The organism is Pseudoalteromonas sp. Of7M-16, assembly GCF_022347805.1.
GTDB lineage: Bacteria > Pseudomonadota > Gammaproteobacteria > Enterobacterales > Alteromonadaceae > Pseudoalteromonas > Pseudoalteromonas luteoviolacea_F.
Genome location: NZ_JAKRFY010000027.1, coordinates 67,283 through 85,647, shown reverse-complemented (window position 1 = coordinate 85,647; position 18,365 = coordinate 67,283). Strand labels below are relative to the sequence as shown.

Below are 18,365 nucleotides of genomic sequence, written 5' to 3'. Positions count from 1 at the left end.
CTCACTCTGCTTTACTGTAGAAATATTCTGGATCGAAAATCTCTGGCTGACGGCGTTTAATGGTTTTAAGTGCATCATTCATTTTGTCTACAACATGCTTATCTACCGCCTTGTTACAAGCAAATCCTAAATAAGATGAACTCAAAGGCATCACTATTCGATAGTGTTTTGGGTTAATACCTGCTCGTTTAAATTGGTATCTTGCAATTACATCTCCATATGCGATGAGATCTATGCGTTTCAACTTTAGCATTTGCACCAACTCAAACCCCGACGCCAAAAACACTAAACTTTCCTTATCAATACCCGCTTGGCGCAACAATTGGTGGCCAATATCATTTTTTACTACACCTATTTTTAGATCACCAATACTTGTTAAGTTTGAAAGCTTATAGCTAGTCTCTTTGTGGCCAATGATAGCAACATGATTGTCCATTGTCGGACCAATAAACTGAAATAACTTGGCGCGTTCTTCTGTATACGTCATGGAAAATATGCAGGCATTGCGATTTGACAAAGTCATTTGGTATGCCCTTGGCCAAGGTAATAACATCACTTCATTGTCGTCAAATTTCCATCCTAAATCTTGATAAATAAGCTTGAGCGCCTTAATTGAGATCCCCTCGACTTGACCATTCACATGGTAGTTGAATGGAGGGTAATCTTCTGTAAACCAAACAAGTTTCGGCTCTTTAGCCAAAGCGCTGTGCGCCAGCATCACGACAAATAGAGTAAAAACGAATTTAAACATTATAAGGTTTCCTAATTCTATTTTAAGTGTAGATGCTAACACTCAGTTTGTAAGGCATGAGTAAAGTGATAATTCCCCTCATAGATTAATATGGTTGCTATATCAATGCGTGTTGACTTTGTAAGTAAGCCACAAAGAGGAACACTTTTCTTAGCAAGTTTTTGCGTTATTGAGATTCAATGACGTTGCTTACCTGCTAAAAAAAACTCTACTTTGCCACATCGCTTACAGGCAAACATATCAAGTTGCTCTTTGTTGATAAAAAACTCAGCTAGATTGCCCAACAAGCCCCAGCGCATACCTTCATGAAACTCTTTCGTGCCAATAAACGTCAGCGGGATAGCGCACCTAATACAGTCGACTGGCGTATATTCCTCATTGTTTGATTGGCTTTCACCTTTAACGCAACTGCAATTCCAGCAAACTTCAAATGTGTCATCTTCGATCTCCATTTGGCAATTACCACAAATCCAACTCATACCATACTCCTGATAATTAAAACCGGTCTATGACAATTAGACTCATGCGAATATAGCGACAAAGGGTTTATCACAGCTACTTTCAAAATTCTCGGCTTTACCTGCATTTCGCCCTAAAAACTTAATCCTGGTTCGATGTACACAGATAAAAAAAGCAGCCTGCGCTGCTTTTTTCAGATTAAACTTCAATTAAGCTTTCTTAATCGCTTTTTTCAGTTTTTTGATTTTTGCTTCATGCTTAGCAATCTTTTTAATACGCTGCTTCACTTCTTTCTTTAGCTTTTTAACTTCAACTTTCTTGACCATCATTATCTCCTTTTGGTGCTTTGTGCTTAACTTTGTGTTTGCTCACAAACCTTTTAATGAACTTTCTTATTTCACGAGATGAGCTGGTTTCAAGCTCATTACAAAGCGCGACAAATTCATCTCGCTGGGCTTTGTTTATTCGCACAAGTAACTGCGCATCTTTATTTTTTGCCATACCTAAACCTTTTTTGTATATACAAACGTATATACAAAACCGAACCGTGTCAACGATCGTGCTGAATAAAAAACACCCAGCTCATGCCATGTCCTAATATGACCTAATCTTGTCGAAAACACGTATCTACGCCTGATTGCAAAACCTTTATATTTTTAGGAGTTCCAATAATCAACACAGGTAAAAACCATGACAAAAGCACTTATTATTATTGATACTCAGGACTCATTTTTTGAAACAGACTACTGGCAAGACAAAGACTTTGGCGTATTTAAAAATAACCTAACGAGTTTAATCAGCCATTTCACCACGACAAAACAACCGATTGTCAAAGTCCTGCACAGCAGAGAAGATGCGATAGGTAGTCCATTCAATCCAAGCTCTGGGCTAGTAAAACCAATGGACTTTTTACCACAACAGTTTTCCAAGGTTTTTTATAAGTCGGTTCACAACGCCTTTACAGATACCGGGCTTGAAAATTGGCTAAGACGCAATCAGATTGATACGCTCGTCATTACAGGGATCAGAACTGAGCAATGTTGTGAGACCACCGCCAGAGTCGCATTTGATTTAGGGTTCAAGGTAGAATTTGTCACTGATGCAACACTGACGTTTGACATGATCTGTCCTACAACTGATATTCAGTACTCAACTTCTGATATACAAGCAAAGACAAATCTAGTGCTGGCCAATCGATTTGCATCGATCCGCGGGCACAGTGACTATTAACTGTTTACCTGCACAAAACAAGTGAACTCCATGCTTGTTTTTATCAATTATTTCTTATCACGCTGATACGCTTTATGATACGGCGTGATTTTAAGCAATGGCGAACAACCGTGAATATCTATTTTGTTTTCGTAGCAGATACCCTCCCTCTCGATTTTGCTGGGCCCTTGCAGGCATTTTTGGAAGCTCGGCGATTGGGTGTATCCTTTGATATAAAGTATGTCAGCGCTTCAGACCAACTGATATGTGATGGCGGGTTGCAACTACAAAATTTGACGCCTCTACCGGAAAAACTAGAAGCTGACGACATTATAGTCATTCCGGGTTGCCACCATGCTTTTGAAGCATACTCAACAGAAGCGTCACTTCAAACCATACAATGGCTGAAAAATACCATAACTCATCAGGCAATTTTGACGATCTGCTCCGGCGCAGTGCTTGCAGCCAAAGCCGGATTATTATCGCATCGTACTTATACCACTCACTTTCACCTCATAGAAAAAATGCGCCAAGCATTTCCTGAATGTGTCGCACTTGAAAACCGCATTTTTGTTGAAGACAACAATATTATCAGTAGTGCGGGGATCAGTTCAGGTATTGATATGGCTATCTACTTTATCGCGACTCGATTCGGCGAGCACATTGGCGCACAGGTAGCGCAGGAAATGCTAGTGTATTTTCGTCGCACCGGTCAGGACCCACAGCTGAGTTGTTGGCTTCAATATCGCAACCATATGCACCGAAGCATTCACAAAGTCCAAGATACCATTTGCAGCAACGTAGACAAACATTACTCCCTTGAACAACTCGCCACGATTGCCAGTCTGTCGCAACGACAGTTAAGCCGCTTATTTTCACTCCATTTAGGGATAACTCCACGAGAGTACTTACTGCACATCAAAGTCGGTCACGCAAAACAACTTTTAAAGCACAGTAATCAAAGTATCGAAGTGGTTGCACAGCATTGCGGCTACTCAAGTGGAAGGCAGTTTAGGCGTGCGTTTACGCAGGTTACACAGCTAAGTCCACAGCAATTTCGCCAACAACATGCTTGTTGAGCTGACTTCGAGCTTGAAAGCAATGTACAACGATGCAATGACGAGTAGATCAGAAATAGGATTTATATTATCTTTATGAGCGTCTAGACTCAAAGAAACTGTAACCTACGGAGCGTGTATGAGTGATTTATTACTCTATATCCAATTACGTTTAGAACCAGGCTGTATGGGGCCACAAGGTAAAGACCATATTGAAGCTTTTTGTCAAAAAGAAAACGCAGGCCCTTGGCAAAACCAGTTCGCAACTGTCAGTGTAGTGCCTAGGTACGATAAAACCTTACCCGAATGGGAATATAGAGTAAAAAACAAACTGCTAAGTGCAGAGCAAGCAGCTAAGTTTATAGCCATGCACGACACCACTAAATCTGAGTTGGAAGATAACATCGAGTCGTATATGGCCGAAGAAATAGATGCGTATATGGACGGAAAGTTATAGTACCCAAAAGTCTACCACTTTCAACTAGAAGGGATGTTTTAAACAAGCTTCAGTGTCGCTATTTAACATGATGTTTTCCAACATATTTGGTGTACATGTTAAATACCTCTGTATTTAAGCGCACACTGAACACCTCCAAGCAGGTTATTTTTTTTGCCGCCGCAATGTAGAGGCTCGCTAGCAGCAATATTGCGGTAAATAACTGATTTTGCCAACCATTAAGCAACCATTGTTGTGCCCATACTAAAGTAAAATCGCTTGAGAGTGGATATAAATAATAGATAGGCCACTGAAAGCCGTCAGGTCCTTTCGACCCCAGTACGTCACACAATATATGTAGGTGAAAACAAGTAAATGATAGCGCCCAAACCACATGCTTTTGCGCACTCGCAAGCCATGCACATATCGATGCCAAAATAACACCTGTAACTAAATTATGCGTTAAGACATGATGTAATTGACCATACCAATTAGTGGTTCCGATGAGCAGATCAATTACAAGCCCTAAACCATCAAGATCGGCTGCAACCCCAGAAACAGTGACTAAAGAGCGCTCTCTTCGGTGCTTGAGTAATGTTGTAGAAATGGTCCAACTTAGTAAAAAATGTGTTCCGGGTGCCACGTAGCGCTCTCAAATTTAGGTGCTACATGTGTTCAACAAGTCGAATGCAGCTTAGGTCACTGATGTTTGTACCTATAAGCTTACTCACTTAAATTGAATGCTCGCTTAACATTTTTGGTAGACAAAGAAAGCCGCATTTCAGCGCATTGCATTACATGAGAAAACGGTCTTACGTGGTTTAGTTCAAGCTTTAATATGATGCTTTAAGGCAGTCATGTTATCAGTGTAAACCCCCTGTACAGCCTCGATTGGCGCCAGTATTTTGCATAAAAATTGTTACTTCAGCCACAACAAAGCCAAACTTTTTAATATACGAACGATTCATCAAACTGCAATTGTCGAAGGCCCACATCCAGTCATCGAAGACAACTCGGTATGTCGTATCATCGACTGGTAAGTCCATTTCGTATTGCCACCTTAAAGCATTTCCATACGTAGTGCCTATCGCGGTAGTCGCGATATCAGGTGCGCTTCCTACATATCCACTGCCATTTTTGCTAATGGTCCAAATGCGGTGTTTGACTCCATCCCCATACCCGTAGCTAAACTTTTCATCCAGTACCAAACGGCCATCACCGTCAACAGAACCGTTTATATTAACTTTAAAGCGTTGCACCAATTCACCGTTACGATTTTGCACTATGCCCCAAGCATGAACCCGTCCATCAAAAAAATTGTACACATCTATTTTTGGGGTCATGTTTTGATATTCATCGCTTTGCACTGCACTTTGACACCCAGACAACAGCAACATCGCTATTAGTAAAAAGACCTTATTCATGATTTCCCTCCGATTAGTTTTGCACGCATTGCTGGTTCAGATGTTTTGTCTCCTAGCCAAATATCAAAAAACCACTTAGTAAAATTCTGATCTTTGATTTCCCCCAATAGTTTGCTGTTATCGTAAAACCGTGTAGCGCCGTCTTCTCCCCTTACGCCAAAGAGTGAATAGTTATCTGTAACATTGGGAAATATTGTCTCCATTTGACCTAGCCACTGTTGACCGAGTTGTTTGTTGTTAAACCCTTGTTTTTGCATCTCTTGCAACGACCGTTTCGCAATCTCTTGGCCATTTAAGTCTCGTAAATAGGTAAGCTGCAATACAAAAGGCTGCTGGCTGTCAAACAGCCCGGTAGCGGAATAAAGTCGAATATCGTAAATGTCCCAAAACAAATAAGTCATCCGTGCAGTTTGACCGACTTGCTTCAAATTCTTAGTTAAATTTAACGCGTCAACTTCGTTGCTGTTGGCAAATCCGCCCATGAGCAGTAACAATGCCATTAGGCTATATTTAAACTGTTTCATTTTTAATCCGTCAGTTATGTTCAACAGTTTGTACGTTTGATGCGAGTAGATTGTTCACAAAGCCCAATTTATCCTGATCTCGCTTTATCCTAAGTTGGGATCAAGTTTTTACTAATTACAGCAAAAGTGCATACTTAATTGGCTTGCTATCTAGCGGGGTTTCTCAAATTATAAAATTGACAAAACTGGGTGACAAACCACTGTAGCTTTGGGTCACACTGACGCGTTTTATGCCAATATAATTTAACTCGGTAATTGGGGATCTCTACTGGCGGTTTATGAATCATCAAATCACGCGTTTGGGCCACATGTTCTGCGTATTTTGCAGGCAGCGTCAAAAGCCAATCAGTGCCAGCCAATAACGAAGGGGTATTTAACATATGCGGCGTAGCAAGTACCACTTTGCGAGACTTTTTGGACTGTGCCAATGTGTGATCCACAATACCTCGGGTTTCATTCCACGGAGCAATTAAAACATGAGGCTTAGACATAAATGTTGCCAAAGGGAGCTTCTGCGGCAAAGATTGAGAAGCACAACTTAGTGTCACGTATTCCCCCTCAAACCACTTCAACTGCGAGAGGCTTTCAGATGTTTCTTGTTGATGCTCAAAACCACACACAATATCTAGTTTTTGCTCTTTGAGCGCTTGAACCGGAATACGCTCTTCAAGCTGGATGACCTGAATAGACAGATTGCGAAACTGATTGAGTAAGTGACGCAAAAATGGTTTTAAACACCAAGCGGTATAATCCGTCGCAGCCAGTGTTATACGCTCGACTAAATGTGGCTCAAATGGTTTAGCGCCTTGCAGTCCAAGAGTGATGGCTTCAAATGCAGGCATAACATCGGCTGCTAATCTATTGGCATACTCTGTCGCTAGCATTTTATTGTTTTCTCTAACAAATAAATCGTCTTTTAGGCGCGCTCTGAGCCGGGTCAGCGCATGGCTACATGCCGACTGACTCATATGCAAAATATTCGCGGTTTCTGTGACCGAACCTGTTTCATACAGCACAACAAACAGCTTCAACAGATTTAAATCTATATTTGGTATATTACTCATGTATTTAATGCATACATCAAGTGCAAACTATGCACTTTATTCATGTGTAACTTAACAGTACACTGCTGTATATCTAAGTCAAACAGGAATTACCAAAGATGAGCCTAACTATTCGCCCCGCTCAGATCCAAGATGCTGCGACAATTTTGCACTTTATCAATGAGCTAGCTATCTACGAAAAAGAACCAGATGCGGTCAAAAACACTGTGCAAGACATTGAAAAAAAGCTATTTGGTGATGATGTCCGGGCACATGCCGTCATTTGTGAACAAGGCGATGAAGCGATTGGCTTCGCGGTTTACTTCTTCAATTATTCAACTTGGTTAGGTAAATATGGCCTGTACCTTGAAGATTTGTACGTCGCCCAAGATAAGCGTGGTGCAGGTGCCGGAAAAGCGCTTATGAAACACTTAGCTCAATTGGCAGTGCAAAAAGATTGCGGCCGCTTCGAGTGGGTTGTACTTGACTGGAATAAGCCGGCCATAGACTTTTACCAAAGCATTGGCGCAGAGCCGCAAGATGAATGGATCATCTACCGCTTAACCGGACAAGCGCTTAAAGACTTTGCTGAGCAGCCATAAGCACCTATTAATCAATATATTTATTTTGCATTGCTTTGAGCTCCGGTGGCAAAGCAATGCCTTCACGCTCAGCAATGGTAAACATGGCTCGCTGAATAAATCCACCATAAATATTGCCGGCATTATCTGTGATCTGCCAATCTTCAATATCGTCTATCTGGCAAACATAATTGTGTGCCATCTTACCGGTATGAGTGATCGGTGGAGTTACCAAAAATACGCTGACCTCATCACCTTTGATCCCCTCTACATGTGCACCTAGATGCTCTACAACACCTCCATCACTTTCAAAGCCCAATTTTACAAAAGCGTCATTGGGATATCTTAAAAACAATACTCTAAATTCGTCTAACGACGCTTTTGCCAGCGCAATAGCCTCTAATACAAGGGGATCATTGGGATCGGTCTCAATTGGCGGAAAGTCCTGAGACTCTGAACTGTATCGGTTATGTAACCAAAAACCTGCGAGAATAATGACAATTATTAAACCCCAGTACATATTTTCTCCTAGCCACCTCATTTCCATAAATTAAGTGCAATTATTTAACACAAACTAAGACAAATCATAGACCAATAACACCTAACTTGAATTAATTTTGTAGTTAAGAAGGGGGGAGGTTAGTGATGAGTAAGCTACTTAATTCGCCACGTTATGCAGTCAGAAGTGCATGGCACACGGTTACGACGGCTACAGACAGTAAAGACCCTAGTGTTTGGATACAACAGGTCAACATCCCATATGTAAACAAATGCAAAAATTAGAATTTTCACAATCATTTACAATAAAAATATTAATTATATAAAATGTGCCTTAAGCCGTTCTTTTTTGTTCTCGCTTAGCTTGTTTTCGGCGCATACTATTGCCAAGTAAATCCTCTCTACTCACCAAAAACCCACAAATACTACTGACTACAATGTAGATACCATACATAGACCCTATGTAAACCCAATCATTTTCACTGGTCAAAAGTGATAGATTCGTACCATCATTCACAAACATCACGTTAATAATTGAGAATACAAAAACAGCGCGATAATACAGTGCGTGTCCTAAATGGCTGGCAAAAGCTGCGACAAGTAAGGAAAATAAGGCTAAATAGAAACCAATAACCGAATTGGCACCCGGTTGATAACTTGGGTAGATGGCAAATATCGAAATCAATACCGAGATCCATCCCGATAGGTGATAAATCATTTTCAGTTCCTTTGAATTAAAATGTTATTTTTTGTAAACCAAAGTATTTGGCGATTATGGTAGATGTAATGCAATTTCGCAACTCCTTTGAGGTGACATACATGAAGGTTAATTTGTTAAAATTGCCGATACACGATTTTTTAATGCAGGAATTGCATTTATTTCAAACCATGGATTCTGCTTTAACCAATATAAATTACGTGGACTCGGATGTGGTATGGGCATTTGCTCAGGCATGAAACTTGCCCACTCTCTAACTGTGTCTGTTACATTGGTAAAGCCTTCTAAGTGGTATGCTTGCGCATACTGTCCAATCACTATCGTAAACTCAATATTGTTAAACTCAGCGAGTAATTTTTTTCGCCATGTAGCTGCACAGATTTTAGGGGGGGCTTTATCTCCAGATTTGCCCTTCCCCGGATAACAGAACGCCATTGGGACAATAGCAAACAAGGATGGATCGTAAAATTGCAGCTCGCTAACGCCTAACCATGCCCGCAACTTTTTACCACTGGCATCATTGAACGGTTTCCCTGTTTTGTGGACACTCATACTTGGAGCCTGACCCGCAATGAGTATTTTCGCTCGCGCGCTTCCCTGTACGACAGGAGAGGGATCATGTTCAAATTGTGCACTGCACAGGCGGCATTGCGCTATTTCATTTAATAAGCTCATAAAAATATCTTGTAATGCTAGGGTGTTCAATCGTCAGTAAAAATAGACCGATTGAAGCAAATAAAAATTCGCCCAATTAATAAACTTTTTCAAATACAGAGCTTGCGCTGCACACATAGAATAAATTAGTTTTCAAAATAAAGATTGTATTACCAATAAATTAATTTCACCTCTTTTTTGTAGCCAAAGTTTTAACAGTTCTCTTTCGGACCCAGATAGTTGTACATTATGCGCATTTAGTAATGATAACTACTGTCATTTACAACACTATTCGTAGATAATCATCGATCTGATAAAAAACTTTAGGAACATTATGTCACAAGCCGATAATGCTTTGACTTTTCAGTACAGGCTGAGCGTTTTGTCCCGATTTTGCGCTGCAATTTTGGGCGGTTACTTTTTTACTGCTTACAGTATTTCTTTGTTAAGTCTGTTGCTTCCCACAAGCAAAGTAGATGCTGTTTTGTACAGCGTGTGCTTGAGCATTTTGATTTACAGCTGTGTATTCATTGCCGTATTTTCCGTCCGCTCACTCATACATATCTGGACTGCACTTGTTGTTAGCATAGGTGCCATAGCATTACTCATAGGCTATATTCAGGGGGGATCATGAAAGATAGCTTTTTTCGATCAATGACTTGGTTACATACATGGGTTGGCCTCTTGATGTGCTGGTTGTTATTTTTAATATTCTTTGCCGGCACTATTAGTTTTTTCCGTCATGAAATTAGCCTGTGGAATCAACCAGCTGTGCACAGTATCGAAAATAACAAAGTACAGCAAAGTGCATTGATCGATGCGGGGTTAGAATATTTAGGGAAAACAGCACCTGATGCCAACCGTTGGTGGATTGGTCTACCATCACCTAGGCAACCTGAAGTGCAAGTTTCTCATCGACATAGTCAACCAGATGGTCAGCGTGATAAATGGATCGATGAGCGGTTAGATCCAAATACGCTTAATCAAGTTGATGGCCTCGTCGATACCCGAGGTGGTAACTTCTTTTACCGGTTACACTTTGACTTACACTATATGGACCGTAAATTGGCACGCTGGCTAGTATGTCTTGCTTCCTTATTTATGCTAATAGCGCTTATTTCAGGCATTGTAATTCACAAGCGTATCTTTAAAGATATGTTCCAGTTTAGGCCTCAAAAAGGCGTCAGGGCATGGCTAGATGCACACAACTTGTCTTCTGTTCTTGCGCTTCCTTTTCATCTCATGATCACCTATACGGGACTAGTGACATTAATATTCATGCTCTTTCCCGACCCTGCAAACACCTTATATGAAGATGGTGTTAAAGGGTTCAGAGCTGATTTTTACCCTGAGCGTCAGCGCACAGAAGCGACAGAGCAACAGTTATCCACTCCAGCCTTTGACAGTGCTTTTGAGCATTTTCATCTCAATTGGCCTGAACAAAAAATTAAGCGCGTCATCGTTGACCATCCAAGTAATATGAGTGCAACTATCAAAATATATGGCGACAATGGTACTCTGATCCGCGATGAACACCCATACTGGCAATACTCTGGTACAACAGGAGAACTGCTAAAAACGGCACGACTAGACCCCAGTAGTGGGGAAGTTTTATACGGTGGCATGATTGCAGTTCATAGCGGGAGACTTGCTCACCCTGGCTTGCGGTGGCTTTACTTCATCTGTGGTATCGCTGGCTGCATTATGATTGCATCTGGCTGTATCATGTGGGCAAAACGCATCAGAGAGCGCCTAAAACCGGAGCAATCTCCCAGCTTTGGTCTAAAGCTTGTCGAAGCTCTGAATCTTGGTACCATCATGGGATTACCTTTAGCTACTGCAGGTTTCTTTTATGCAAATAGACTCTTGCCAGCAGACATTGCAGATCGCGCTGAAAAAGAAATTTTGGCCTTCTTTATCGTGTGGCTAGCATCTGCGATTGCCGCGGGGATCCGAAGAAATAAACGTGTCTGGCAAGGCTTCGCTTACCTCAATGCCATTACTTGGCTACTACTGCCTATTTGTAACGCACTCACCACTAATGGAAACTTAATGACTTACATCGTGGAGGGTAAATGGATCCTAGCGAGCTTTGATCTTGCGTTTTTGGCTACCGCTGCGGCTTTTGCTCTACAAGGTAAAAAGCTCTCATCTAAGGTAAATGCAGTGAAGGTAAAGCCAGCTCAAAAGCGTACTTTAAATAGGGAGCAAAAAGCATGATTTATGGCTTGGCAACACTATTGTGCTTCGGTGCATTTTACGCATTTGCAATGGCCAAAACCCCTCATTACAAAAGCGTATTTGGCTCTAGGCCAAGCCAAAAACAAACTCAACAGTTTAAACTTGCTGCCTGGATCATTATTTTACTAAGTTTTCTAGTCAATTTAACGCAAGCTATTGGTTACGGTAGTTTAATGTTTTGTGGACAAATGGCGCTTTCAGTATTACTAATTGCGCTGTGTGTTACATACAAACCGCTTTGGCTGAGATCACTTTTATACGTACTTCCTATCACAACTGGTGCTTTGGCAATTCTAATTGCTGTTCTGTAACCTATTTCAGCGGCTGCGCATGGAGCTGACAGCCGCTGAGATCACTATTTTACTAGCCTCACCATCAACTCCAGATAAAACCCCAACTTTTTTGGCTCCATTTACCCCTTAAGTTAGTAAAAAATTGATCTTGTTTGATAAACAAACGCACTAAGCTAGTAAAAACCTGATCTCTCAACTGTATTCACCTTCTTACTGTTAGTAAAATTGTGATCTGTGACTGTTCGCTTAGTAAAAATATGATCTCTCTTCAATAATTACTCACTGTATGTTAGTAAAAATATGATCTCGTTGTAAGTTAAATTAATTCCAGTACGCTGAAATACATAGCTTTTATAGCTTCAGGCAAATATTTTGATTAAATAACAATCACGAGTTAGTAAAAATTTGATCTGTAAGATATCAACTCACTTTTTTACTAAGTATTGCTCTATTAGTTAGTTAAATTCTGATCTCATCGAGCTTAACTTAGTAAAAACCTGATCTCTTCAATATGATCTGTACAATAAAAAGGTGCGAACAGCGGTATTTGAGGGAGATAAATATCCTTGGTATTAGCGTGACAGCAAAGTTTATTGTATTTAAATTCAGTTCGTAAAATAATGATCTGGGCTGTATATACTCAAAGAGGTGCCATATGTCATAGCTGCAATTTATGTACATACGACACCTTTTCTGCTGTCAGTCCTCGTTTTTTGACCAATCTAACTGCATATCCCACTTAAACTGCCGTTCATCTCGCAGAGGTGCCTGTGAATCATCCACTTGCTCAAGTACATTTTTCGCTTTCACCATGGTTGCATCGCGGCCAAATAGATAGCTTTGCTCTTTGACTATCGTTAGATATGCTTTATTTAAGGCCAATGCGCGTTCTTTGGAGGGAGTGATAAGCTCGTACAAATTAACCGCTTTTTGTACTTTCTCTTTATCGACTTTGCCACCAGTAAACCACTTTTTAAGCATTTCTTGGTTTTGGCGGAATTCATCCCCACCACCGACACGAGACATATAAGTAAGAAACTCACCTTGCTCTTCACCAAGGTTGGGAACATCTTTTTGAGTTTTTAAGTTGATGTAACCCCATCCAGCAGCCCCTTCGACCTTGCGAGCAAATGAAAATGTTTGGTCATAAGTTGAACCAACGGTCTTATGGCATCCATTGCAAAATGCCAATTCCTGAACATGTTGAGGACGCAGCTCACCTTGGCTGTCTTCAATATAGCCATTGATTGTCCAGCCAAACGTATTGTTTATGCCCTTGTCTCCTAAATATAGCGTGATAGGTAGCTTTTCGAACTCTTTTTCTTTCGCTTCTCGATAGTATGAGGCTGCAATCTCTTGATTCGTTTTAAAGTTATGCTTTTTCATATAGCGCAACTCTTTTAACCTCGGCGCATTATAAATATTGCCTTGTTTATCAACCCCTAAGTACCGAACTGTATGCAATAATTCCGTGCCTTCGGGATAGAGCATGTGTGCTAATGGTGCGTTTGCATCCCCGACATATTGAGCTTGTTTTTTTATTAGGACTATCTCTGTCAACTGCCCATCATTATTAAGATCTTGTCCAATATGCTGTTCTGAAATAGCAGGGACAGAGATCTCATTAAGACCTTTTAGTGCCAACTCGGTTAAGCTTAGGTTTGCCAAGTATACATCTTTGTTATATTGGCCTTTTAAGGTTTGAAAATTACGAGGTAGCCGTATCATTACGTCGCCAGTAGAGCCATTCGTAGGCCAAAATGTACTGGGAAAAGGCTTATAATTAAACGCAACCCAGCCGCTGCCGTCACGCGCAAAGCCAAGCTCATCAAATGCTTTTTCTGGAAATGCTAAGTTTTCAAGAGGTGTAATTTCACCTCGCCAATCACTACGCTGAGTCATTTTTTCGATAAACGGGCTATAGTTATCTTGTTCAATCCAGTTAGTAATTTCTTGATCTGAGATTGTTTTGATTAGGTCTGAACGATCGATAAATAAGTTTTTCCAGTGGTTTGTTAAACCCAGATCTGAAAATTCGTAATCACCTTGCAGATCACCATCATTCATAACATTTGGGCGCTTTTTTTCTCCGTGATATGACTGATGACAGGCGTAACACGGGTTATTTACTCCCTCTGTTTTGGTATAGCACTGCGGTGGGATCACCGATTCTGGATTGTATACTTCATCGTGCTCAATATACGCCATCGCCGGAATATCATCACCCGGTTGGTATGGTGCACCTTGACTCGCTAACACATCTTCTGTTGGTAAAATTTTGCTCTGCTCAGGTGCATCAGTACACCCAGCTAATAAAACTAAGGTTGCCAGTGTTGAAATAAGTAATGGGTATTGCATTTGTATGACTTCCATTTTTAATGCCAAAAAAAGCGGTGCGCAGCACCGCCTCAGTAACTAATTGTTATTTTGATTTAGGGTCATACATCCACAATGTGTTGTTGTATTTCCAAGATGAACTGTGATCTTCCCCGATAAGAATACGACCATCACGCATAACAACAACATTGTCAGGCTGCGCTAATTGACTTGCATCACAACGCTCAGAAGCATCCAGCGATGAACGATAAGTCGAGCCCATCACAACAGGTTCTATACGGGTTAAGCTATAGTTGTTATCAATGTGCGCGCGATAAACACCACCGCAATCTTTTACACGAGCAGACAACTGAATGTCGCCTTCGCCATCAATCATGGTGTTGTCGATATCTGCGATACCTATGTATAAGTAGGCTTTTTCTACAACTTCACCTGCGATCATATCTTGACCAGACACAGCTTCAAGCACACGATCATGGTTGATTGCTAAGCCTTCAAGCTTGCGCCATTCAGCGGTTGCGCCCTTAAGACGTGCCGCTTGGCGCGATTCTAAAAATGCCACTCGGTCATCCATAGGTTTACCAGCGGTGACAGGAGATCCGCCCTGCGCTTCAGTAGGGTAGGTTGCATTACCATCTGCCCAAGCCTGTACATCAGCCATGGAAATATAGTTGGTTTTACCATCTACATAACTGTCAGGTGTAATGCCATCATACTCAACTATCCAGTCTAAAATAGCCGCGTTAGTGCCCGTTGCAATTTCTTTCCACTCGATATCAAACCCTGTAACAGCTGGATCTGATAAGCCCTTATCTTGAATAAGCTTCGCGCCATATAACGTGCCTGAGCTGAGATCTTCAGCTGTATCGGCAACAAATTTGAAAAGCACACCACCGGTATCATCTTGAGAGGAATAAACAGTGCGTCTATCAGGCATGACAACTGCGTTTTCATGCTCATATCGTCCAATCGTATAATGCTTCTCAACGACAGGCTTATCTGCCATCGGAGACTTTACTTCTGCAATATAGCCATAACGATAAGGGTTTGGTGATTCAGGTGCCAAAAACTCTCTAAATTGAGTCAAACGCGTGCTTACAACTGGTGCATTCCACTCTGGTGCTGTGGTTGTATCAACAGCCGAGTTGACAATCCACTCTTCTGAAGTCAGCGGAGTTCCCCAAGGAGATACAGAGCCAAAACAGTTTGCCGCCGTGCCTTTCACTGAGTCAAAGTCGATCATCATGGCCTGCTCGACGCTCCATTGGCCATTTTCGCTCTTGCTCATTTTCAAACGGCTCATGCCGCCAGGGTAATCTTCCCAGTTAGTGAACAAATAACCAGAGTTCTCTGATTCATAGATAAAACCATTAAAGTCTGGCATGTCATTTTTGATGATTTCGTTGCCCGAGGTCATGCCGTAGATTACGCCAAGTCCACCCGCTAAACTGTTTGTTCCTAGGTCATTAAATGTGTCGCCGCTTTGACCTAAGATTTGGTATTGGCCGATTGCGGTTACAACTGTTTGTTCCTCAAACTCAGTTGCATGAAGCGGTGCGTCAACTAAATTGCGAGGCAGTTTATTGAAGTTAACACCTGTAAGTACGCCCACAGTTCCTGTATTAAATGGACGATTGTTAAAGCTATCTACCGCTGTGTTTTCATCACTAGGGTGTTGCGCGTTAAAAAAGAGGTCACCTTGCTCTGTTAAGAAAATGCCCGTTACTTCCGAGCCTCTAGGTACAGTTGCGATCCGCACTAAACCAGTACCGCCATTGATACCATCAGCACCATTGGCGCCATCAGTACCATTAACTCCATCAATTCCATCTACGCCGTCGGTGCCTTTTTCTCCATCAACACCATTGACACCGTCTGCTCCGTCAACACCATTCTCGCCATTAATACCATTTTGGCCATCCTTACCGTTAGTGCCATCAGCTCCATTGATCCCGTTTGAACCATTTTCACCTGCTGGCCCAGCGGCTCCTTGCTCACCTTGAACACCTTGTTGACCTTGAACTCCAGGTGCACCATCATCTCCACTACATGCAGTTAGTGCCACAGTGACGGCTGAGGCAATTAACGAATAGGCTATGCGCTTCATTTTTATTACTCCGATTTATTTGTTGCTACATTGGGTTTTTCATAGGCGCACATAGCCTGACCGGAAGTAATGACATTTAAGTTGATGAAAGATGAAAGTTTTTGGTCATAAACAAGACAATGCCAAATTAACTGTAAAGGGGCTTTACATCGTCAAATTTTCTCATGCTGCATAAAGATTAACTCATCAATCGCGTAGCCAAAGTCTTTGGCCGTCTTTTTAAAGTCCTCTAAAACCCCTTGGGATACATGAGGCGTACGCGACAATAACCATAAGTATTCCCTATCATAACTAGTTACATAAGCGTATTGATAGTTAGCGTGGTCAAGTTTAAATACAATATAACTGCCATAGAATGGCCCCCAAAATGATACTTTCAGATGACCGATTATCCTGTGAAGATACAAACTTGGCAACCCCTTTAGCTTGTTTCCAAGTGTTTTCATCTGTGACATAGCCTCTATTAACAACCGCCACGCTGCCATCTTCATTTAACGTATAGGTTGCAATCACATTTTGCATTCCTCGCTCAAAACGATGATCAAGTCTAGCAATTTCATACCATGTGCCTTGGTAACGCAGTAAATCAAAATTATTGACCGGCGTGATACCTTTGGGAACACCTGTACAAGCCGTCAATACAAGTAATAAGCCAATTACACCTATTTTCGACAATTGATTTAATTTCAAAGCGCTATTCTCCTAAATTACTAAGCGGGCTGATACAATCACGACCTTGGTCAATACGGCCAATTGGCGCCGAGCGATCTGCTAGCTGGCAAAATATTAAGTCTTTGAAATAACGTTACAGTCCATGAAAATACTAACTCACGGTTTTGGGGCAGCAAAAGGGGTTTTGGCCGTCTATGTTGAACGCCATCCAAACTTAGAAAAATACACAAAGCTACATGATGTCATCCCGCTTCAACAGGGGGAGATAGACTATATTAATCAAGAATGTGGTAATGGCTGGCGCAAGCTCTTCAATGTCTACAGCAAGTTTATTGCCCAGTTACAGCATCCAGATCATCATTTTACTAACCAGAGCGAAGGTACTAAAACATGGCAACAGTATCGTGATAATGCGTTGCTGCAAAGCCACAGCCAAGAAGCATTACTGTTTTCCCCCCCAGATTTAGAGCAAAATAGTTATCAATGGCATGTTATCGCTGGCCGAACTTACGCCAAGCGGTTGTTAAGAGATCACGATTTTACCCACTCAATGGTATGGATAGACGAAGAGTTTGCGATTGACCCCATTAATAAAGTTATCGTATGTCCATATTTTGACTATCGCCAGCTCAGCAATATAAAAATCACCAAGCTGGTTGAGCTTATTCAAGACCATACAAGCTGATCAATCACGCTTATGAAGGATAAAAGCGCTAAAGCCTAGCGCTTTGAAAAAAGGAACTGGCGAATAAAAACCAGCGCATTGAGCAAGCTCACTCAGACGCGCTGTATCTATTGGGAAAAACTCATTGCTAAAGTTACTGCGCATAGTGGCAACACCGATCTCAGATAATCCCAAGTGCTTTTGGCAGTAATTTAGCTGTGCCTCTCGCTCGAATGAGGTCTCCGGCAACGTAAGATCTGCCAAAAAAAGTGATCCGGTAGCGCCCAAATTTGCACATATTTGCCCGAACAAATTCATTTTACCACCGTCGTCTTTAACAAAATGCATAACCAATAAACACAAGGCCACGTCAGCTTGGTACTGGCCTTGCAATAAAGGGCCATGATGGATAGTGACTCTATCGCTCAGTCCCAAGTTGGTAAAATGCTGATCTGCGATGGCCAACATATCGGCCGAAACATCTTGTACAATAAAGTGCCAAGTGGGATTGTACTGAGCCAATTCAATTACTTCTTTGCCAGTGCCTGCGCCAACAATCAAGATAGTTGCATTGTGCTCGAGCATTACGCTCAGTTGCGCCGCGGTTGTGTGATGCAGTAGCTCATACCCAGGCACCAGTTTTCCAATTCGTTGATCATAACTCAGTGCTTCGTCACCGGTAAATGTCGGCATCTC

At 41.6% G+C, this 18,365-nt stretch carries 21 protein-coding genes and 1 pseudogene; 8 read left to right on the top strand and 14 right to left on the bottom strand.

Features of this window, described 5'->3' with window-relative positions:
• Nucleotide 1 precedes the first annotated feature (1 nt).
• The 3 genes from MHN81_RS22295 to MHN81_RS22285 form a co-directional block, all read right to left on the bottom strand.
• On the bottom strand, nucleotides 2-751 hold the full coding sequence (locus MHN81_RS22295) for a transporter substrate-binding domain-containing protein (RefSeq protein WP_023400074.1): 750 nt from the start codon (nucleotides 749-751) through the stop codon (nucleotides 2-4).
• Between the two features lie 176 nt (nucleotides 752-927).
• Nucleotides 928-1,230, bottom strand: a complete 303-nt coding sequence (locus MHN81_RS22290) for a hypothetical protein (protein WP_023400075.1) — start codon at nucleotides 1,228-1,230, stop codon at nucleotides 928-930.
• Nucleotides 1,231-1,519: 289 nt separating this feature from the next.
• Entirely contained in the window at nucleotides 1,520-1,711 is a 192-nt protein-coding gene (locus tag MHN81_RS22285; RefSeq protein ID WP_023400077.1) for a hypothetical protein, read from the bottom strand.
• 189 nt (nucleotides 1,712-1,900) lie between these two features.
• Here MHN81_RS22285 and MHN81_RS22280 point away from each other — a divergent pair, with 189 nt between their 5' ends.
• The 3 genes from MHN81_RS22280 (at nucleotide 1,901) to MHN81_RS22270 (ending at nucleotide 3,934) form a co-directional block, all read left to right on the top strand.
• On the top strand, nucleotides 1,901-2,440 hold the full coding sequence (locus tag MHN81_RS22280; protein ID WP_023400078.1) for an isochorismatase family protein: 540 nt from the start codon (nucleotides 1,901-1,903) through the stop codon (nucleotides 2,438-2,440).
• A gap of 110 nt (nucleotides 2,441-2,550) precedes the next feature.
• Nucleotides 2,551-3,498, top strand: a complete 948-nt coding sequence (locus MHN81_RS22275) for a helix-turn-helix domain-containing protein (RefSeq protein WP_036976599.1) — start codon at nucleotides 2,551-2,553, stop codon at nucleotides 3,496-3,498.
• A 118-nt stretch (nucleotides 3,499-3,616) separates the two neighbouring features.
• Complete coding sequence (locus MHN81_RS22270) at nucleotides 3,617-3,934, top strand: hypothetical protein (RefSeq protein WP_023400080.1); 318 nt, start codon at nucleotides 3,617-3,619, stop codon at nucleotides 3,932-3,934.
• A gap of 58 nt (nucleotides 3,935-3,992) precedes the next feature.
• On the opposite strand, the gene MHN81_RS22265 is transcribed toward MHN81_RS22270, so the two are convergent.
• The 4 genes from MHN81_RS22265 to MHN81_RS22250 form a co-directional block, all read right to left on the bottom strand.
• On the bottom strand, nucleotides 3,993-4,556 hold the full coding sequence (locus MHN81_RS22265; protein WP_239426750.1) for a metal-dependent hydrolase: 564 nt from the start codon (nucleotides 4,554-4,556) through the stop codon (nucleotides 3,993-3,995).
• A 220-nt stretch (nucleotides 4,557-4,776) separates the two neighbouring features.
• Complete coding sequence (locus MHN81_RS22260; RefSeq protein ID WP_239426749.1) at nucleotides 4,777-5,337, bottom strand: DUF3833 domain-containing protein; 561 nt, start codon at nucleotides 5,335-5,337, stop codon at nucleotides 4,777-4,779.
• Nucleotides 5,334-5,861 (bottom strand): chalcone isomerase family protein, encoded by a 528-nt coding sequence (locus MHN81_RS22255; RefSeq protein WP_239426748.1) that lies wholly within the window; start codon nucleotides 5,859-5,861, stop codon nucleotides 5,334-5,336. Before MHN81_RS22255 ends, MHN81_RS22260 begins: the two co-directional genes overlap by 4 nt.
• Nucleotides 5,862-6,007: 146 nt before the next feature.
• Complete coding sequence (locus MHN81_RS22250) at nucleotides 6,008-6,925, bottom strand: LysR family transcriptional regulator (protein WP_023400084.1); 918 nt, start codon at nucleotides 6,923-6,925, stop codon at nucleotides 6,008-6,010.
• A 98-nt stretch (nucleotides 6,926-7,023) separates the two neighbouring features.
• On the opposite strand from MHN81_RS22250, the gene MHN81_RS22245 reads away from it, so the two are divergent.
• On the top strand, nucleotides 7,024-7,506 hold the full coding sequence (locus MHN81_RS22245) for a GNAT family N-acetyltransferase (RefSeq protein ID WP_023400085.1): 483 nt from the start codon (nucleotides 7,024-7,026) through the stop codon (nucleotides 7,504-7,506).
• A 7-nt stretch (nucleotides 7,507-7,513) separates the two neighbouring features.
• On the opposite strand, the gene MHN81_RS22240 is transcribed toward MHN81_RS22245, so the two are convergent.
• Nucleotides 7,514-8,005 (bottom strand): DUF2314 domain-containing protein, encoded by a 492-nt coding sequence (locus MHN81_RS22240; RefSeq protein ID WP_239426747.1) that lies wholly within the window; start codon nucleotides 8,003-8,005, stop codon nucleotides 7,514-7,516.
• Between the two features lie 125 nt (nucleotides 8,006-8,130).
• Here MHN81_RS22240 and MHN81_RS22235 point away from each other — a divergent pair, with 125 nt between their 5' ends.
• On the top strand, nucleotides 8,131-8,268 hold the full coding sequence (locus MHN81_RS22235) for a hypothetical protein (protein ID WP_023400087.1): 138 nt from the start codon (nucleotides 8,131-8,133) through the stop codon (nucleotides 8,266-8,268).
• A 49-nt stretch (nucleotides 8,269-8,317) separates the two neighbouring features.
• Here MHN81_RS22235 and MHN81_RS22230 read toward each other — a convergent pair whose 3' ends face one another.
• Together MHN81_RS22230 and MHN81_RS22225 are read right to left on the bottom strand one after the other, a co-directional pair.
• A complete protein-coding gene (locus MHN81_RS22230; protein WP_023400088.1) occupies nucleotides 8,318-8,701 on the bottom strand; it encodes a hypothetical protein in 384 nt (127 codons plus the stop codon).
• 108 nt (nucleotides 8,702-8,809) lie between these two features.
• Nucleotides 8,810-9,376, bottom strand: a complete 567-nt coding sequence (locus MHN81_RS22225) for a uracil-DNA glycosylase family protein (protein ID WP_023400089.1) — start codon at nucleotides 9,374-9,376, stop codon at nucleotides 8,810-8,812.
• Between the two features lie 609 nt (nucleotides 9,377-9,985).
• Between MHN81_RS22225 and MHN81_RS22220 the strand changes: the two genes are divergently transcribed.
• Nucleotides 9,986-11,575, top strand: coding sequence for a PepSY-associated TM helix domain-containing protein (locus MHN81_RS22220; RefSeq protein ID WP_239426746.1), 1,590 nt, complete (start codon nucleotides 9,986-9,988; stop codon nucleotides 11,573-11,575).
• Nucleotides 11,572-11,907 carry a DUF3325 domain-containing protein gene (locus tag MHN81_RS22215; protein ID WP_239426745.1) on the top strand — a complete coding sequence of 112 codons (336 nt, stop codon included), beginning with the start codon at nucleotides 11,572-11,574 and terminating at the stop codon, nucleotides 11,905-11,907. The genes MHN81_RS22220 and MHN81_RS22215 overlap by 4 nt, the downstream gene beginning before the upstream one ends.
• 681 nt (nucleotides 11,908-12,588) lie before the next feature.
• Here the strand turns inward: MHN81_RS22215 and MHN81_RS22210 are convergent.
• The 3 genes and pseudogenes from MHN81_RS22210 to MHN81_RS22200 all read right to left on the bottom strand — a co-directional run bounded on the left by MHN81_RS22210 (nucleotide 12,589) and on the right by MHN81_RS22200 (nucleotide 17,008).
• Nucleotides 12,589-14,262 (bottom strand): hypothetical protein, encoded by a 1,674-nt coding sequence (locus MHN81_RS22210; protein WP_239426744.1) that lies wholly within the window; start codon nucleotides 14,260-14,262, stop codon nucleotides 12,589-12,591.
• A 49-nt stretch (nucleotides 14,263-14,311) separates the two neighbouring features.
• Entirely contained in the window at nucleotides 14,312-16,333 is a 2,022-nt protein-coding gene (locus MHN81_RS22205) for an alkaline phosphatase PhoX (RefSeq protein ID WP_023400094.1), read from the bottom strand.
• Between the two features lie 152 nt (nucleotides 16,334-16,485).
• Nucleotides 16,486-17,008: pseudogene (locus MHN81_RS22200) on the bottom strand (lipocalin family protein).
• 139 nt (nucleotides 17,009-17,147) lie between these two features.
• On the opposite strand from MHN81_RS22200, the gene MHN81_RS22195 reads away from it, so the two are divergent.
• Nucleotides 17,148-17,690, top strand: a complete 543-nt coding sequence (locus MHN81_RS22195; RefSeq protein WP_023400096.1) for a hypothetical protein — start codon at nucleotides 17,148-17,150, stop codon at nucleotides 17,688-17,690.
• Here the strand turns inward: MHN81_RS22195 and MHN81_RS22190 are convergent, their stop codons facing one another.
• Nucleotides 17,691-18,362 (bottom strand): class I SAM-dependent methyltransferase, encoded by a 672-nt coding sequence (locus tag MHN81_RS22190; protein WP_023400097.1) that lies wholly within the window; start codon nucleotides 18,360-18,362, stop codon nucleotides 17,691-17,693.
• Between the last annotated feature and the right edge of the window lie 3 nt (nucleotides 18,363-18,365).

Coding starts and splice junctions, on each gene's coding strand:
- MHN81_RS22295 (WP_023400074.1), bottom strand. CDS start 751: ATGTTTAAATTCGTTTTTACTCTATTTGTCGTGATGCTGGCGCACAGC.
- MHN81_RS22290 (WP_023400075.1), bottom strand. CDS start 1,230: ATGAGTTGGATTTGTGGTAATTGCCAAATGGAGATCGAAGATGACACA.
- MHN81_RS22285 (WP_023400077.1), bottom strand. CDS start 1,711: ATGGCAAAAAATAAAGATGCGCAGTTACTTGTGCGAATAAACAAAGCC.
- MHN81_RS22280 (WP_023400078.1), top strand. CDS start 1,901: ATGACAAAAGCACTTATTATTATTGATACTCAGGACTCATTTTTTGAA.
- MHN81_RS22270 (WP_023400080.1), top strand. CDS start 3,617: ATGAGTGATTTATTACTCTATATCCAATTACGTTTAGAACCAGGCTGT.
- MHN81_RS22260 (WP_239426749.1), bottom strand. CDS start 5,337: ATGAATAAGGTCTTTTTACTAATAGCGATGTTGCTGTTGTCTGGGTGT.
- MHN81_RS22255 (WP_239426748.1), bottom strand. CDS start 5,861: ATGAAACAGTTTAAATATAGCCTAATGGCATTGTTACTGCTCATGGGC.
- MHN81_RS22250 (WP_023400084.1), bottom strand. CDS start 6,925: ATGAGTAATATACCAAATATAGATTTAAATCTGTTGAAGCTGTTTGTT.
- MHN81_RS22245 (WP_023400085.1), top strand. CDS start 7,024: ATGAGCCTAACTATTCGCCCCGCTCAGATCCAAGATGCTGCGACAATT.
- MHN81_RS22240 (WP_239426747.1), bottom strand. CDS start 8,005: ATGTACTGGGGTTTAATAATTGTCATTATTCTCGCAGGTTTTTGGTTA.
- MHN81_RS22235 (WP_023400087.1), top strand. CDS start 8,131: ATGAGTAAGCTACTTAATTCGCCACGTTATGCAGTCAGAAGTGCATGG.
- MHN81_RS22230 (WP_023400088.1), bottom strand. CDS start 8,701: ATGATTTATCACCTATCGGGATGGATCTCGGTATTGATTTCGATATTT.
- MHN81_RS22225 (WP_023400089.1), bottom strand. CDS start 9,376: ATGAGCTTATTAAATGAAATAGCGCAATGCCGCCTGTGCAGTGCACAA.
- MHN81_RS22220 (WP_239426746.1), top strand. CDS start 9,986: ATGAAAGATAGCTTTTTTCGATCAATGACTTGGTTACATACATGGGTT.
- MHN81_RS22215 (WP_239426745.1), top strand. CDS start 11,572: ATGATTTATGGCTTGGCAACACTATTGTGCTTCGGTGCATTTTACGCA.
- MHN81_RS22210 (WP_239426744.1), bottom strand. CDS start 14,262: ATGGAAGTCATACAAATGCAATACCCATTACTTATTTCAACACTGGCA.
- MHN81_RS22205 (WP_023400094.1), bottom strand. CDS start 16,333: ATGAAGCGCATAGCCTATTCGTTAATTGCCTCAGCCGTCACTGTGGCA.
- MHN81_RS22195 (WP_023400096.1), top strand. CDS start 17,148: ATGAAAATACTAACTCACGGTTTTGGGGCAGCAAAAGGGGTTTTGGCC.
- MHN81_RS22190 (WP_023400097.1), bottom strand. CDS start 18,362: ATGCCGACATTTACCGGTGACGAAGCACTGAGTTATGATCAACGAATT.